Source organism: Streptomyces sp. NPDC043746, assembly GCF_056436485.1.
In genome coordinates, this window is sequence record NZ_JBWKCM010000010.1 from 1 (window position 1) to 15,345 (window position 15,345).

Here is a 15,345-nt window from a genome sequence, read left to right on the forward strand (position 1 = left end):
GCGCTTTTGGGGGGTTTTTTTTGGGGGTGGGGGTTACGCGTGGGTGAAGAGTTTGGGGGCGCCACCCGCAAAGAGGCAGGGGGCGGCCCCCCCCCACCCCCCCCCCCCGCCCCTGACTCGTGCGCCCGTTACGACGGATCGGGTCAGGTGGGCTCGACGCCGTGGCTGCGCAGCCACGCCAGCGGGTCCACCGAGGCGCCGCCGCCCGGGCGGACCTCGAAGTGCAGGTGCGGGCCGGTGGAGTTGCCGGAGCTGCCCGCGTAGGCGATGACGTCGCCGGCCTTCACCGGACCCGAGCGGATCTTGGTGCTGCTGAGGTGGCAGTACCAGGTCTCCGTACCGTCGGCCATGGTCACGATCGCCATGTTGCCGTAGGCGCTGTTGTACTGCGTGCGTACGGTGCCGTCGGTCGCGGCCATCACCGGGGAGCCGTAGCTGACGGGGAAGTCGATGCCCGTGTGCACGGACATCCAGTTGACGCCCGCCTGGCCGTAGTAGGCGCTGAGCCCGTGCTGCTTGACCGGGAGGACGAACTTGGGGCGCAGCGCCTCGCGGCGGGCGGCCTCCTCCTCGCGCTTCTTCTTCTCCTCGGCCTGCCGCTGCTTGAGGTCGATGCGCTCCTGGGTGCGGCTCGCGCGCTGGCGGAAGTCGTCGCTGCCCTCGGTGAGCTGCTCCAACTGGCTGTCGAGCTTGTTGTTCGCGGCGACCGGCTTCACCGTGCTCGGGTCGGCGACGGCCAGCGAGGTGGTCTTCTCCGGTTTCTCCTCGTCGCTGATCCCGCTGACGGAGGCGGCCGCGATGCCCGCGACGCTCATCACGCAGGCGGAGGGGACGGCGACGGTCAGGAGGGCGGACCGCTTGGCGGGGGTGCGGCGGCGGGCCCGGCTGCGCGGGGCGGGGGTGTGGACCACGGTGCGGTCCACGGAGAGCTGGGAGGGGGTCTCGTCGTCGTGCGGGGCGGCGGTGGGGGCCGGGGCCGGGGCGGTGCCCGGTTCGGGCCGGTGCTCGAGGTCCGCCTCGGGGGTGGTGTCCAGGACGGGGATCTCGGCGGTGCCGCCCTCTTCGGGCTCCGGCTGCTGCTGTTCGTACAGCCGATGAGACATCTGTTCGGGCTCGTACGCGGTGTCCTCGGGCGTGGCGCCGGAGTTCCAGGCGGTCGCGTCGTAGGCGCCGGTGTCGTGCGTCGCCGTCCCGTACGCCCCGGTGGCGTAGGCGCCGGTGTCGTACGCGCTCGCGTCGTGCGCGCCCACGTCGTACGTGCCGGTCGTGAAGGCGGTGGTGTCGTACGTCCCGGTGTCGTAGGCCCCGGTGTCGTACGTTCCGGTCCCTGCCGCGGTCTCGTACGCGCCGGTTTCCTGCGTGCCCGTTCCGTACGAGCCGTCGGTGACGTACGCGGTGCCTGTGCCGTAGGCGGCGGTGGCGTACGCGCCGGTGTCGTACTCGTCGCTCTCGTACGCGCCCCCCCCGTACGGTGCCGTGCCGTACGCCGCCGTGGTGAAACCGGCGGTGGGGAAGGCACCCGTGTCGTCGGGCTGCTGCCACGCCGTCTGCGCCTGGGTCGTCTGTGGCCGGGCGGCGTACGCGTCGTACGCGACGGTCTGCTGCGCGCCCGTGTCCCAGGCGGAGGAGTCGTACGGGCCGGTGTGGCTGTTGTGGTCGCCGTGACCGCTGTGGTGGTCGCCGTAGGAGGCGTCGTAACCGGGAGCCGCGTAATCCGTGGTGTCGGAGCCGCTGCAGGGGGTACCGAAGAGCGGGTCGGTGTCGAAGCTGCCGGTGGATCGGGTGTCGTACCCGACGGGCCCGGCGTGGGGGTGCTGGTCGTTCACCAACTTCTCTCTCGCCTCGGCAGCAGGACTGTTCTGGGTTCCGGACGGGGAGTCCCAGGGGGGAAGCAGTGGCCGCGACTGTACCCGGCAGTATGTGACGACGACAATCTTCGGCAGGTTTTGCGCCCTCAGGAAACGGGCAATCGGCCGCCTTTCGGTGGACGGCAGACAGAGGCTTGGCCCTATGTTCGAGAGTCGTTCTATTTCTAAGCGACAGAGGACGTTCCGGTTGAGGGGGCTGTGCCCACCTGGGTCTCCCGTGACTCCAGAGCCTCACGGACGGCCGTGGCGACCGCCGGGTGCACCGGCAGCGCGAGATGCCCGATTCCGGTGACGCGTACGTTCACGGCGTCCAGGTCGGGGTGGTCCACGCGGGCGGTCTCGACCGGGACCATCACCTGGTCCAGCTCGCTCCAGAAGCTGACGAACCGGGTCCGGCAGCCCGGCGCCGGGCGGCGCAGCTCGTCGATCAGCGGGGAGCCGCCGCGCATCTGTCGCACGATGGGGTGAATGCCGGCTCCGGGGGCGACGGCAGTGCCGCCGTGCGGCGTGCCGAGCGTGACGAGGGTGCGCACCCGGTGGTCGCCGCCCAGCCGCTGGACGTAGTAGCGGGCGATCAGGCCGCCGAGACTGTGCCCGACGATGTCGACCTCGCGCTGTCCGGCGCGGGCGCAGACCTCCTCCACGTGCCGGCCGAGCAGCTCGGCGGCGGTGCGCAGGTCGCGGGTGAGCGGCGAGTAGTTGAGGGATGCCAGATGGCGGCGGCCGTGCCGGGCCAGCGCGCGGCGCAGCAGCACGAAGACGGAGCGGTTGTCGATGAACCCGTGGAGCAGGACGACGGGCCGCTCGGCGTCCGGGGAGCCGGGCAGGGGGCGGGGGCCGCGGCCGGGGTGCGGGTCCGGTGCCGGGTGCCGGGCGGGGCGCTCCTGGGCGATGCCGAACGGGTAGGCGGCCAGATGGCCGGTGAGAACGGCCAGCTCCAGCACGGTGGCGGCGAGCAGTGCGGTGGAGGGGAGGGGCGGTAAGGGGAGGAAAGGGGGGAGCTTCACGGCCGGCCTCCTGCACGGACGCACGGGAACGACGGCGACGACTCCAGGGGAAGGGCAGGAGGGCCGCGGGGGACGGGCGGCTGCCGGGGCCGTGCGTGGCGGAGGGCGGGGCGGCACCGGGCAATGAGGGCGGCGGCTGGTGGGGCGATGGCGGTGGGGCGACGTCGATGGGCCGTACCACCGTGCCGTGCGGCTGGCGGCGCGGTGGTACGGCGACCTCGTAGCGGCTCCCCGGGCGGTGGTCCCACGCGGCCGGATTGCCGCGTCATCGGGGGGACGGTGCCCGGCGAGCATGTCCCACGTGTGATTTCCCCCTCCCCGCCTGCCGTGAAACGGCGGCTTGCGGGATGCTGTGGATAACGTTCGTTCACATCCCCGGCCCGTCAGGCGCGGGAGACCATGTGGAGGCAGTGATGGGTGTGACCGGTCCGATCCGTGTGGTGGTGGCCAAGCCGGGGCTCGACGGCCATGACCGCGGGGCCAAGGTGATCGCGCGGGCGCTGCGGGACGCCGGTATGGAAGTCATCTATACGGGGCTCCACCAGACACCCGAGCAGATCGTCGACACGGCGATCCAGGAGGATGCCGACGCGATCGGCCTCTCGATCCTCTCCGGCGCGCACAACACGCTGTTCGCCAAGGTGATCGAGTTGCTGAAGGAGCGGGAGGCGGAGGACATCAAGGTGTTCGGGGGCGGGATCATCCCGGAGGACGACATCCCCCCGCTGAAGGAGCTGGGGGTGGCGGAGCTGTTCACGCCGGGCGCCACGACGACGGAGATCGTCACCTGGGTGAACGCGAACGTCCGCCAGCCCGCGCAGACCTGACCCGCGGGCCGTCCGTACACGCGTACGCGGTCGGGGGTGGTGCCGGTCGGGCGAGGGCACCGGAGTGCGACGGCCCGGGCGCGACCCGGCGCCGTGGCGTGAGCACGGGGCCGGGCAGGGCCCCGGCCGGGGTAGGGCCGGCCCCTCACACCCCGGCCGGGGCCCGGGCCGGGGAGTCAGGCGGTCAGCTCGGCCTCCATCGCGGCGCGCAGGCGCAGCGTGGAGACCAGGCGCTGGAACGCCTCCGACCAGTAACCCCCGGCCCCCGGTGACGCCCCCTCCTGCTCGTCCGGGGTGGCTGTCAGGACCTCCAGGCGGTCGGCCTCGGCCGGGTCGAGGCAGCGCTCGGCCAGGCCCATCACCCCGCTGAAGCTCCACGGGTAACTCCCGCCGTCCCGCGCGATGTCGAGCGCGTCCACCACGGAGCGTCCGAGCGGGCCCGTCCACGGCACCGTGCAGACCCCGAGCAGCTGGAACGCCTCGGAGAGCCCGTGCGCGGCGACGAACGCGGCCACCCAGTCGGCCCGTTCGGCCTCGGAGAGCACCGCCAGGAGCTGGGACCGCTCCGCGATCGAGGCGGGCCCGGGCGAGCCGGTCGGGGGCGCCGACGCCTCACCGAGCAGGGCCCGCGCCCAGTGGGGGTCGCGCTGGCGGACCGCGGCCCGGCACCAGGCGGCGTGCAGCTCGCCCGCCCAGCCGTCCGCGACCGGCAGTGCCACGATCTGCGCCGCCGTGCGCCCGACGAACCGCTCCCGCCAGACCCCGAGCGGTGTGGCCTCCACCAACTGCCCGAGCCACCAGGACCGCTCGCCCCGGCCGCCCGGTGGAACGGCCGTCACCCCGTCGCGCTGCATCCCGGCGTCGCACTCGTGGGGCGCCTCCACGGCGATCGAGAGCCCGGCTCCCGTGCGGTCGGGGTGGACGCACGACGCCGCACGGGCCGCCATCCGCCCGGCGAAGGCCGACGAGGGCAGGGCGGAGAGCAGCTCGGCCGCCGTGGCGCGCACGTTGCGGCTGCGGTCGGCGAGCGCCTGCTCCAGGAACTCCTCGTCCCCGGCGCCGAGCCCGGTCCGCAGGGCGTCCAGGAACATCAGCCGGTCCTCGGCCCGCTCGGTGGACCAGGTGGAGGTGAGCAGGGCGAGCGCGGCGCCGGGATCCCGTGCCCGTACGGCGTCGAGCAGCGCGACCCGCTCCGCGAACAGCCCCTCCTCCCACAGTCGGCGTACCGCTTCCGGGGTGCTGGTGTCCGGGGTGAACGCACCGGCCGCCGAACCGCGCAGGGCGAACTTCCACTCCGGGTTCAGCGCGGCCAGCCACGGGCCGAGCGGCCCGGCGAAGGCGAGCGCCTGCGGGCGCAGGTCGGTGCGGGCCCGCGCGGCGTCCAGCAGCGGCGGCACGAGGTCGGCCGGGGCCCGGAACCCCTGCCGGTTGGCCGTGGCCAGCCACTGCGGTATCAGCTCGGTGAGGTCGGGCGCGGCCCCGCGCCGTCCGGAGGCGGCCGGAGCGGCCCGGTCGGCCAGCAGCCGGGCGAGCCGGTGCCGGGCAGCCTCGGGGAGCGGGGGGCGTGGGTCGTGCGGCGCGGGCGCGGGCCTGGCCCCCGCCACGGCGGGCCGCAGCCCGGCCCGCCGCCGCACGGTGTGCAGGGCGGCGGCGTCCAGCAGGGCCCCCGCGCCGTCGGCGGGCACCTGGCCCCCGGGCGCCGCCGGCGGGCGCCGGTCGGTCCCCAGCAGCGCAGAGGTGACCAACTCCTCCCAGGTGAGCGGGGCGAGGGGGTGGGCGGCGGCCGGGGTCGGGTCGGTGGTGGTGCGAGGCATCGGGTCCCCTTCTGTGACGTCGGGCAGGTGGGTGGGCCGGGTGGGCAAGTAGCCGGGCGGGCGGGCAGTCGGCCCGTCAGGCGGGCGTTCGGGCGCGGCGGGTGTCAGGTGGTCGAGGCGTTCATTGCGTCCGGAGCGTCTGGTGCGGCTGAGGTGGGGAGCATCGGGGTGCCCCGGGCAGCCGGCTTCGGGCCGATCGCCGGTGGCATGCCGCTTCCTGCCCCCAGTCCCCCGGCCCCCAGTTCCCGTCCCCCAGCCCCCGGGGGGCCTCCGCCCCGGCCTCCCCCTCCCAGCCCTCCGCCCCCTCAGATGAGCCGTACGATCCCGTTCGCGATGCCCCCCGGCCCGCCCCCGCGCCCCGCCCCGGTGCCCCAGGCCGTGAACGGGTCGAAGCCGCGGTGGCCCAGCTCTCCGAAGACCGTGACCGGGGCGCCGCCGGAGAGGGCGACGAGCTTCCACAGGCCCTGCCGGGAGAGCGCCGCCGGGGCCACGGGGAGCGCGGCCGTGCCCTCCGCGTCGGCCAGTTGCCAGCCGCCCTCGGACGGCACGGGTATGACGTCCCGCAGGGTGACCGGCCGGCCGTCGAGCCACGGGTCGTCCCGCAGAGCCTCCCCGTACGCGGCGAGGGCGGCCTCGGTGGGGCCGCCCGGCGGCAGGGTGCCCGGCACCGGGGCCGGTGTGGTGAACCGGCGGCCCAGGTCGGCCCGGAGCCCGCCGCCCGGGTACGGCGTCAGCTCGGCGTCGATCGTGACGCCCACCGGCAGCGCCGACTCCGGGGCCCGCCCGGCCGCGCCGAAGGAGAGCAGCAGGGCCGTGCGGTCCGACTCCTTCCCGTACAGCCAGATCCGCCGGGTGGTGAGCCGGCTGTCCCCCGTGTCGTACTGCGCGAGGACCAGCCAGTGGTCGCGGACCGGCGGGCCCTCGGCGGACACGGGCAGCCCCACCCTCGTACGCACCGTGGCGGCCAGTGGCTCCGGGAGCCGTTCCCGGCCCAGCCAGGCGGTGCCCAGCAGATGGAGCAGGCTGCACTCCTCCAGCAGGCGCACCGGCCAGCCAGGACCCGATCCCGGCACAGCACCCAACTCCCGCACCCGGCTCGCCAGCCCCGGCGCCTGGGCGTCGACCATGCGGGCGGCGGTCTCCTCCCACAGGGCGTAGCCCGCGCGGTCGGCCGTGGCGAGCCCGCCGCGCAGCAGGTCGGTCAGGCGCTGCTCCAGCTCCAGTGCCCCCGAGGCGACGCGCTCGGCCCTGCGCTCGGCCCGCTTCCGGGCGGCGGCGGTGTCGGCCGGGCCCGACGCGGACTGCCCGGCCGCGGCGGCCGCCTGTCGGGCCTGCTCGGCCTCCGCCCGGCCGCGGCGGCCCTCCAGCCACTGCGAGGCCCAGTCGGCCGGCTCGCCCTGCTGGACCTGCGCGTCGCCGGAGGCCCGGAGCAGCAACAGCCCCAGCGCGTGCTTGCAGGGGAACTTGCGACTCGGACAACTGCACCTGTACGCGGGGCCCGTGGTGTCGACCACCGTCTGATACGGCTTGCTCCCGCTCCCCTTGCACAGTCCCCACACCGCCCCCGACGCGTCGCATCCCGTCCCCGACCAGTGCCCGGCCGAGGCCAGCTTGTTCCCCGCCTTGCGTGACGCATCGTCAGGAGCCAGGGACAGCACCTGCTCCACCGTCCAGCGCGCCACCGGGTCCGTGGCGGGCGAGGGTTCTCCCCCGTGAGATAGCAGCATGGGAACGACGGTAGGGGCCACCACTGACAGTCCGCCCTGGCCTGCGCGTTCGGTGACCGCCAGCACGTTTGACTTTGTCCGCCCTCTGCGTTTTCCTGCGATCTCCGCGCGCGGAAGAGATCCGGTCGCGGACCGATCCAGGGGGGGTCCCACATGAAGCACACCCACCGCACCGGCGGCCGTCCGCGCGCGGCCCTCGGCGCCCTCGCGGTCACCGGCCTGGTCCTCGCCCTCGGCGCCTGTTCGGCCGAGTCGGTGGACGAGGCGGTCGGCAAGGCGGTCGACAAGGCCGTGGACGAGACGTACGAGGTCACGTACGAGGTGACCGGCAAGAGCGTCGACGAGATCGCCTTCCACGGGGGCGGCGGAGACGCCATGAACCCGAAGCTGGAGACCGTCACCTCGCCCACCCTGCCGTGGAGGAAGACCGTGACGCTGCGCGGCATCATGCCGCCCGCCGTCATGCCCATGGCGGTGGAGGCCGACGGTACGGACGTCTCCTGCACCATCACGTACAAGGGCGAGGTCATCAAGGAGGCGAAGGGCGAGGGCATGCTCACCGCGGGCGGCTGCGTCGCCATCTCGCCGGTCGTGGGCTGATCCGGCACCACTTCGCCGCAGCGGCGTTGAGGGCTCTGACCGCAGGTCAGAGCCCGGGCGGGGCCCGGTGCGAGGGCCGTTGTCAGTGCCATGGTGCACGGTGGGAACCACATCAGGTCGACCGAACTGTCGACGATCTGGAGGGGGATCCATGACCGTGCCCGAATCCGGCGCCACGACCACCACCGCAGCCGCCGAGACGCCCGGCGGGGCGTCCGGCGCCGAGGCCCTGCGCCCGCACGCCGAGGACGCGTTCGCCGATGAGCTGAAGGCCCTCGCCGCCGCCGACGACCGCCCCCGGCCCGCCCGTTGGCGCCTCTCGCCCTGGGCCGTCGCCACCTATCTCCAGGGCGGGACCCTGCCCGACGGCACGGTCATCACACCGAAGTACGTCGGCCCGCGCCGGATCATCGAGGTGGCCGTGACCACCCTCGCCACGGACCGCGCGCTGCTCCTGCTCGGTGTCCCCGGCACCGCCAAGACCTGGGTCTCCGAGCACCTCGCGGCCGCCGTCAGCGGCGACTCCACGCTGCTCGTGCAGGGCACCGCGGGCACCCCGGAGGAGGCCGTCCGCTACGGCTGGAACTACGCCCGGCTGCTCGCCCGCGGCCCCAGCCGCGACGCGCTGGTGCCCAGCCCGCTGATGCGGGCCATGTCCGAGGGCATGACCGCCCGGGTCGAGGAGCTGACCCGCATCCCCGCCGACGTGCAGGACTCGCTCATCACGATCCTGTCCGAGAAGACCCTGCCCGTCCCCGAGCTGGGGCAGGAGGTCCAGGCCGTCCGCGGGTTCAACCTCATCGCCACCGCCAACGACCGCGACCGGGGCGTCAACGAGCTGTCCAGCGCGCTGCGCCGCCGGTTCAACACCGTCGTCCTGCCCCTGCCCGCCACGCCCGACGCCGAGGTCGACATCGTCTCCCGGCGCGTCGACCAGATAGGCCGCTCGCTGGACCTGCCCGCCGCTCCGGAGGGGCTGGTGGAGATCCGGCGTGTGGTCACGGTCTTCCGTGAGCTGCGTGACGGCGTCACCACCGACGGGCGCACCAAGCTCAAGTCCCCCTCGGGCACGCTCTCCACCGCCGAGGCGATCTCCGTCGTCACCAACGGCCTCGCCCTCGCCGCCCACTTCGGTGACGGCGTCCTGCGCCCCGGCGACGTCGCGGCGGGCATCCTCGGCGCGGTCGTCCGGGACCCGGCCGCGGACCGCGTGGTCTGGCAGGAGTACCTGGAGACCGTGGTGCGCGAGCGGGACGGCTGGAAGGACTTCTACCGCGCCTGCCGCGAGGTCTCCGTATGAGCGACCGCACTGTGTCCGGGGCCCAGGTGAGTGACGCGCCCCTGCTGCTGGGTGTGCGGCACCACGGTCCCGGGTCGGCCCGGGCGGTCCGGGCCGCGCTCGACGCCGCGAGGCCGGCCGCCGTCCTCATCGAGGGGCCGCCCGAGGGGGACGCGCTGCTGCCGCTCGCCGCCGACCCGCGGATGCGCCCGCCCGTCGCCCTGCTCGCCCACGCCGTGGACGACCCCGGGCGGGCCGCCTTCTGGCCGCTGGCCGAGTTCTCCCCGGAGTGGGTGGCCATCCGCTGGGCCCTCGCCCAAGACGTCCCGGTCCGCTTCATCGACCTCCCGGCCGCCCACTCCCTGGCCCTCAAGGAGCCCAGCGGCGGGGAGGGCGCACCCGCTCCTGAGGCCCCGGCGGACGAGGCGGTGACCCCCGCCGTCGACCCGATCCGCGCCCTCGCCGAGACCGCCGGATACGACGACCCCGAGCGCTGGTGGGAGGACGTCGTCGAGCACCGCTCACCCGCCGCCACCCCCCGTGCGACCGCCGACGCGCTCGCCCCGTTCGCCGTGCTCGCGGAGGCCATGACGGCGCTGCGCGAGGCGTACGGGGACGGCGGGCACCCCCGGGACGCCGTGCGCGAGGCGTACATGCGGATCCAGCTGCGCACCGCGCGCAAGGAGTTCGGGGACGGGGTCGCCGTCGTCTGCGGCGCCTGGCACGTCCCCGCGCTCGCCACCCGCACCACCCTCGCCGCCGACCGCTCGCTGCTCAAGGGGCTCCCCAAGGTCAAGACCGGGATGACGTGGGTGCCCTGGACCCACCGCCGCCTCGCCCGGCACAGCGGCTACGGCGCCGGGATCGACTCGCCCGGCTGGTACGGGCACCTCTTCGCCGCCGCCGACCGGCCCGTCGAGCGCTGGATGACCAAGGTCGCCGGACTGCTGCGCGAGGAGGACCGGCCCGTCTCCACCGCCCATGTCATCGAGGCCGTCCGGCTCGCGGAGACGCTCGCGGCGATGCGGGGCCGCCCGCTGGCGGGGCTGGGCGAGACCACCGACGCGGTGCGGGCCGTGATGTGCGAGGGCTCCGACGTACCGCTCGCGCTCATCCGGGACCGCCTGGTCGTCGGGGAGGCCCTCGGAGAGGTGCCCGACAGCGCCCCCGTCGTCCCGCTCCAGCGCGATCTCACCCGCACCCAGCGCACCCTGCGGCTCAGGCCGGAGCCCCTGGAGCGGCAGATCGACCTCGACCTGCGCAAGGAGACCGACGCCGCCCGCAGCCGCCTCCTGTACCGGCTGCGCCTCCTCGGCGTCGGCTGGGGCGAACCGGCCGAGAGCCGCGGTACCGGCACCTTCCGGGAGAGCTGGCGGCTGCGGTGGGAGCCCGAGCTGCACGTCCGGGTCGCGGAGGCCGGGGTGTGGGGCACCACTGTGGAGTCCGCCGCCACGGCCAAGGCCGAGTCCCAGGCCCTCGCCGCGACCGCGCTCTTTGAGGTCACGGCCCTCGCCGAGCACTGCCTCCTGGCCGGGCTGGCCGATGCGCTGCCCGTCGTGATGAAGGCCCTCGCGGACCGCGCCGCGCTCGACGCGGACGTGGGCCACCTCGCGGACGCCCTCCCGGCCCTCGCCCGCTCCCTGCGCTACGGGGACGTCCGCGCCACGGACACCGCCGCGCTCCTCGAGGTCGCCGCCGGGCTGGCCGAGCGGATCTGCGTCGGCCTGCCCCCGGCCTGCGTCGGCCTCGACGCGGACGGGGCCGAGGCGCTGCGCCGCCAGATCGACGGGGTGCACAGCGCGATCGGGCTGCTCGCTGCGGGCGCCGGGCCCGCCGAAGCGGATACCGCCGCGTCCACCGAGGCCGACGGCACGTCCGCCGAAGCCACGCCCGCCGGAGCCGGCCCCGCCACGCCCGCCGAAGCCACGCCAACCGGGGCCACGTCCCCCGAAGCCACCCCCGCCGACGGCCTCCGGGACCGCTGGAGCGCCGTCCTGCGCAAGCTCGCCGGCCGAGACACGGTCGCCGGGACCATCCGGGGCCGGGCCACCCGGCTGCTGCTCGACGACGGACGGCTCACCGAGGACGAGGCGGCCCGGCTCATGGGCCTGGCCCTCTCGCCCGGCACGCCGCCCACCGACGCGGCCGCCTGGATCGAGGGGTTCGTCGGCGGAGCCTCCGGCGGCGGCATGCTCCTGGTCCACGACGAGCGGCTGCTCGCCCTGGTCGACACCTGGCTCACCGGCGTCCCCGCCGACACCTTCACCGACGTGACTCCGCTCCTGCGCCGCACGTTCGCCGCCTTCGAGCCGGCCGTACGCCGCACCCTCGGGGAGCTGGCCCGGCGCGGCCCCGCCCCCGGGCACACCGGGGGCGAGGGCGGCCACCACGGCTACCCGGGCTTCGGACCCGGCCTGGACACGGACCGTGCCGATGCCGTGGAGCCGGTGCTGCACCTGCTCCTGGCCGGGGCCGCCGAGCCGGCGGAGGCAACCGGATGACCGCGACGGGCAGCCCCGCGACGACCACCACCACACAGGACGAGACCCGCACGGGGGACACGATGGACACGGCGTCGGACACTGAGACAGCTGCCGCACAGCCCGCGCCCGCCGGTGAGCGGATGCGGCGCTGGCGCATGGTGCTCGGGGCGGACAGCGCCGAGGCCACCGGCTGCACCCTCACCGGCCGGGACGCCGCGATGGACGCCGCGCTCGACGCTCTCTACGGCGGGGGCGGGAAGAAGCCCGGCGGCCGGGGCGGCAGCGGCCGGTCGGCCGGGCTCGGCGCGTCGGCCCCCTCCGTCGCCCGCTGGCTCGGCGACATCCGTACGTACTTCCCCAGCTCCGTCGTCCAGGTCATGCAGCGCGACGCGATCGACCGCCTCGGCCTCGCCGCGCTGCTCCTGGAGCCGGAGATGCTGGAGGCCGTCGAGGCGGACGTCCATCTCGTCGGCACCCTGCTCTCCCTCCGCAAGGCCATGCCCGAGACGACCAAGGAGACGGCGCGCGCCGTCGTCCGCAAGGTCGTCGAGGACCTGGAGAAGCGGCTGGAGAGCCGCACCAGGGCCACGCTCACCGGTGCCCTGGACCGCTCCGCCCGGATCAGCCGCCCGCGACACCGGGACATCGACTGGGACCGCACCATCCGGGCCAACCTGAAGAACTACCTCACCCTCCCCGGCGCGGACGGCGAGCCTGACACCGGCACGGTCGTCCCCGAACGCCTCATCGGCTACGGCCGCGCCTCGCAGTCGGTGAAGAAGGACGTCATCCTCTGCATCGACCAGTCCGGCTCGATGGCCGCCTCCGTCGTCTACGCCTCGGTCTTCGGCGCGGTGCTCGCCTCCATGCGGACCCTCGCCACCCGCCTCGTCGTCTTCGACACGGCCGTCGTCGACCTCACCGACCAGCTCGACGACCCGGTCGACGTCCTCTTCGGCACCCAGCTCGGCGGCGGGACCGACATCAACCGGGCGCTCGCCTACTGCCAGTCGAAGATCACCCGGCCGGCCGACACCGTGGTCGTCCTCATCAGCGATCTCTACGAGGGCGGTATCCGCGCCGAGATGCTGAAGCGGGTGGCGGCGATGAAGGCGTCCGGGGTGCAGTTCGTGACCCTGCTGGCCCTCTCCGACGAGGGCGCCCCCGCCTACGACCACGAGCACGCGGCGGCGCTCGGCGCGCTGGGCGCGCCCGCCTTCGCCTGTACGCCGGACCTCTTCCCGGACATCATGGCCGCCGCGATCGAGAAGCGGCCCCTGCCCCTACCGGACCAGGAGACCCGGCCGTAGAGGCGGGGACGGAGAGCCGGCCGCGGCGGGCCCCGGAGATGATCTTGTCCAGCCCTCCCGCGAGCCACCCGCCCGGCACCGTCTGTGACCGTTATCACCGCTCAGGTGTGATCTGCGATTTAGGGTCACGCCGAGCGCGGGGATAACCTGCCGGATGGACATGCCGCGCGCTCGGACACCGTGTGCGCCTTCCTGGTGACAGAGCAGTCACGATGCCCTTCGCGGCACGCCCACGCAGAAGAACGAACCGCGATACCACTGAAAAGGGACGGACGCGCGTGGACCTGTTCGAGTACCAGGCGAGGGACCTCTTCGCCAAGCACGGTGTACCGGTGCTGGCCGGTGAAGTCATCGACACGCCTGAGGCGGCCCGCGAGGCGACCGAGAAGCTGGGCGGCAAGTCTGTCGTCAAGGCCCAGGTGAAGGTCGGCGGCCGCGGCAAGGCCGGTGGCGTCAAGCTCGCCGCCGACGCCGACGAGGCGGTCGCCCGGGCGACCGACATCCTCGGCATGGACATCAAGGGCCACACGGTCCACAAGGTGATGATCGCCGAGCTGTCCCCGGAGATCGAGGCGGAGTACTACGTCTCGTACCTCCTGGACCGCACCAACCGCACCTTCCTGGCCATGGCCTCGGTGCAGGGCGGCATGGACATCGAGGAGGTCGCGGAGAAGACCCCCGAGGCCCTCGCGAAGGTCCCGGTCGACTCCAACTCCGGCGTGGACATCGTCAAGGCCCGCGAGATCGTGGCCCAGGCGAAGTTCCCGGCCGAGGTGGCCGAGAAGGTCGCCGAGGTCCTGGTGACGCTGTGGGACACCTTCGTCGCCGAGGACGCGCTCCTCGTCGAGGTCAACCCGCTGGCGAAGACCAAGGACGGCCGGGTCCTGGCGCTGGACGGCAAGGTCTCGCTCGACGAGAACGCCGACTTCCGCCAGCCGGGCCACGAGGCTCTGGAGGACAAGGCCGCGGCCAACCCGCTCGAGGCCGCCGCCAAGGCCAAGAACCTCAACTACGTCAAGCTCGACGGCGAGGTCGGCATCATCGGCAACGGTGCCGGTCTGGTCATGTCGACCCTGGACGTCGTCGCGTACGCCGGTGAGAACCACGGCAACGTGAAGCCCGCCAACTTCCTCGACATCGGCGGCGGCGCCTCCGCCGAGGTCATGGCGAACGGCCTGGAGATCATCCTCGGCGACACGGACGTCAAGTCCGTCTTCGTCAACGTCTTCGGTGGCATCACCGCCTGCGACGAGGTCGCCAACGGCATCGTGCAGGCGCTCGCGCTGCTCGAGTCCAAGGGCGAGAAGGTCGAGAAGCCGCTGGTCGTGCGTCTCGACGGCAACAACGCGGAGCTGGGTCGCAAGATCCTCTCCGACGCCAACCACCCGCTCGTGCAGCGCGTGGACACCATGGACGGCGCGGCCGACAAGGCCGCCGAGCTCGCCGCGGCTGCGAAGTAAGGACGAGGGACTCCACACCATGGCTATCTTCCTCACCAAGGACAGCAAGGTCATCGTCCAGGGGATGACCGGCGCCACGGGCATGAAGCACACCAAGCTCATGCTCGGTGACGGCACCAACATCGTCGGTGGCGTCAACCCGCGCAAGGCCGGTACGTCCGTCGACTTCGACGGCACCGAGGTCCCGGTCTTCGGCTCCGTCAAGGAAGCGATGGAGAAGACGGGCGCCGACGTCTCCGTCCTCTTCGTGCCGCCGGCCTTCTCCAAGGCCGCCGTCGTCGAGGCGATCGACGCCGAGATCCCGCTCGCGGTCGTCATCACCGAGGGCATCGCCGTTCACGACTCCGCCGCCTTCTGGGCGTACGCGAACGAGAAGGGCAACAAGACCCGGATCATCGGCCCCAACTGCCCGGGTCTCATCACCCCCGGCCAGTCCAACGCCGGCATCATCCCGGGCGACATCACCAAGCCCGGCCGCATCGGTCTCGTGTCCAAGTCCGGCACGCTGACCTACCAGATGATGTACGAGCTCCGTGACATCGGCTTCTCCTCCGCCGTCGGCATCGGTGGCGACCCGGTCATCGGTACGACGCACATCGACGCCCTCGCGGCGTTCGAGGCCGACCCCGACACCGACCTCATCGTGATGATCGGCGAGATCGGCGGCGACGCCGAGGAGCGTGCCGCCGACTTCATCGCGAAGAACGTCACCAAGCCGGTCGTCGGCTACGTCGCCGGCTTCACCGCCCCCGAGGGCAAGACCATGGGCCACGCGGGCGCCATCGTCTCCGGTTCCTCCGGCACCGCCCAGGCGAAGAAGGAGGCCCTCGAGGCCGCCGGTGTGAAGGTCGGCAAGACGCCGACCGAGACCGCCAAGCTGGCGCGCGAGATCCTCGGCGCCTGACGCAGGCCGTAGGGACACGCGTACGCGGCGCGGGCCCGCACCCCTTTCGACCAGGGGTGCGGGCCC

At 73.9% G+C, this 15,345-nt stretch carries 11 protein-coding genes; 7 read left to right on the forward strand and 4 right to left on the reverse strand.

Annotated features, from left to right (window positions below):
• Positions 1-143: 143 nt before the first annotated feature.
• Positions 144-1,826 (reverse strand): M23 family metallopeptidase, encoded by a 1,683-nt coding sequence (locus tag AC0682_RS13350; RefSeq protein WP_478532846.1) that lies wholly within the window; start codon positions 1,824-1,826, stop codon positions 144-146.
• Between the two features lie 206 nt (positions 1,827-2,032).
• On the reverse strand, positions 2,033-2,875 hold the full coding sequence (locus tag AC0682_RS13355) for an esterase/lipase family protein (protein ID WP_478532847.1): 843 nt from the start codon (positions 2,873-2,875) through the stop codon (positions 2,033-2,035).
• 413 nt (positions 2,876-3,288) lie between these two features.
• Between AC0682_RS13355 and AC0682_RS13360 the strand changes: the two genes are divergently transcribed.
• Positions 3,289-3,702, forward strand: a complete 414-nt coding sequence (locus tag AC0682_RS13360; RefSeq protein ID WP_018490891.1) for a coenzyme B12-dependent isobutyryl CoA mutase small subunit — start codon at positions 3,289-3,291, stop codon at positions 3,700-3,702.
• 176 nt (positions 3,703-3,878) lie between these two features.
• Here AC0682_RS13360 and AC0682_RS13365 read toward each other — a convergent pair whose 3' ends face one another.
• Both AC0682_RS13365 and AC0682_RS13370 read right to left on the reverse strand, forming a co-directional pair.
• Positions 3,879-5,516 (reverse strand): DUF5691 domain-containing protein, encoded by a 1,638-nt coding sequence (locus AC0682_RS13365; RefSeq protein WP_478532849.1) that lies wholly within the window; start codon positions 5,514-5,516, stop codon positions 3,879-3,881.
• 305 nt (positions 5,517-5,821) lie between these two features.
• On the reverse strand, positions 5,822-7,243 hold the full coding sequence (locus tag AC0682_RS13370) for an SWIM zinc finger family protein (protein WP_478532850.1): 1,422 nt from the start codon (positions 7,241-7,243) through the stop codon (positions 5,822-5,824).
• A 153-nt stretch (positions 7,244-7,396) separates the two neighbouring features.
• On the opposite strand from AC0682_RS13370, the gene AC0682_RS13375 reads away from it, so the two are divergent.
• From AC0682_RS13375 to sucD, 6 genes are all read left to right on the forward strand, one after another.
• Complete coding sequence (locus tag AC0682_RS13375; RefSeq protein ID WP_478532852.1) at positions 7,397-7,843, forward strand: MmpS family transport accessory protein; 447 nt, start codon at positions 7,397-7,399, stop codon at positions 7,841-7,843.
• A gap of 151 nt (positions 7,844-7,994) precedes the next feature.
• A complete protein-coding gene (locus tag AC0682_RS13380; protein WP_478532853.1) occupies positions 7,995-9,143 on the forward strand; it encodes an ATP-binding protein in 1,149 nt (382 codons plus the stop codon).
• Complete coding sequence (locus AC0682_RS13385; RefSeq protein ID WP_478532854.1) at positions 9,140-11,623, forward strand: DUF5682 family protein; 2,484 nt, start codon at positions 9,140-9,142, stop codon at positions 11,621-11,623. The genes AC0682_RS13380 and AC0682_RS13385 overlap by 4 nt, the downstream gene beginning before the upstream one ends.
• Before the next feature lie 62 nt (positions 11,624-11,685).
• Positions 11,686-12,915, forward strand: coding sequence for a VWA domain-containing protein (locus AC0682_RS13390; protein WP_478533029.1), 1,230 nt, complete (start codon positions 11,686-11,688; stop codon positions 12,913-12,915).
• Between the two features lie 278 nt (positions 12,916-13,193).
• Positions 13,194-14,375 carry an ADP-forming succinate--CoA ligase subunit beta gene (gene sucC, locus AC0682_RS13395; protein WP_254811876.1) on the forward strand — a complete coding sequence of 394 codons (1,182 nt, stop codon included), beginning with the start codon at positions 13,194-13,196 and terminating at the stop codon, positions 14,373-14,375.
• 19 nt (positions 14,376-14,394) lie between these two features.
• Entirely contained in the window at positions 14,395-15,279 is an 885-nt protein-coding gene (sucD, locus tag AC0682_RS13400) for a succinate--CoA ligase subunit alpha (RefSeq protein WP_145499723.1), read from the forward strand.
• The last annotated feature ends 66 nt before the right edge of the window (positions 15,280-15,345 follow it).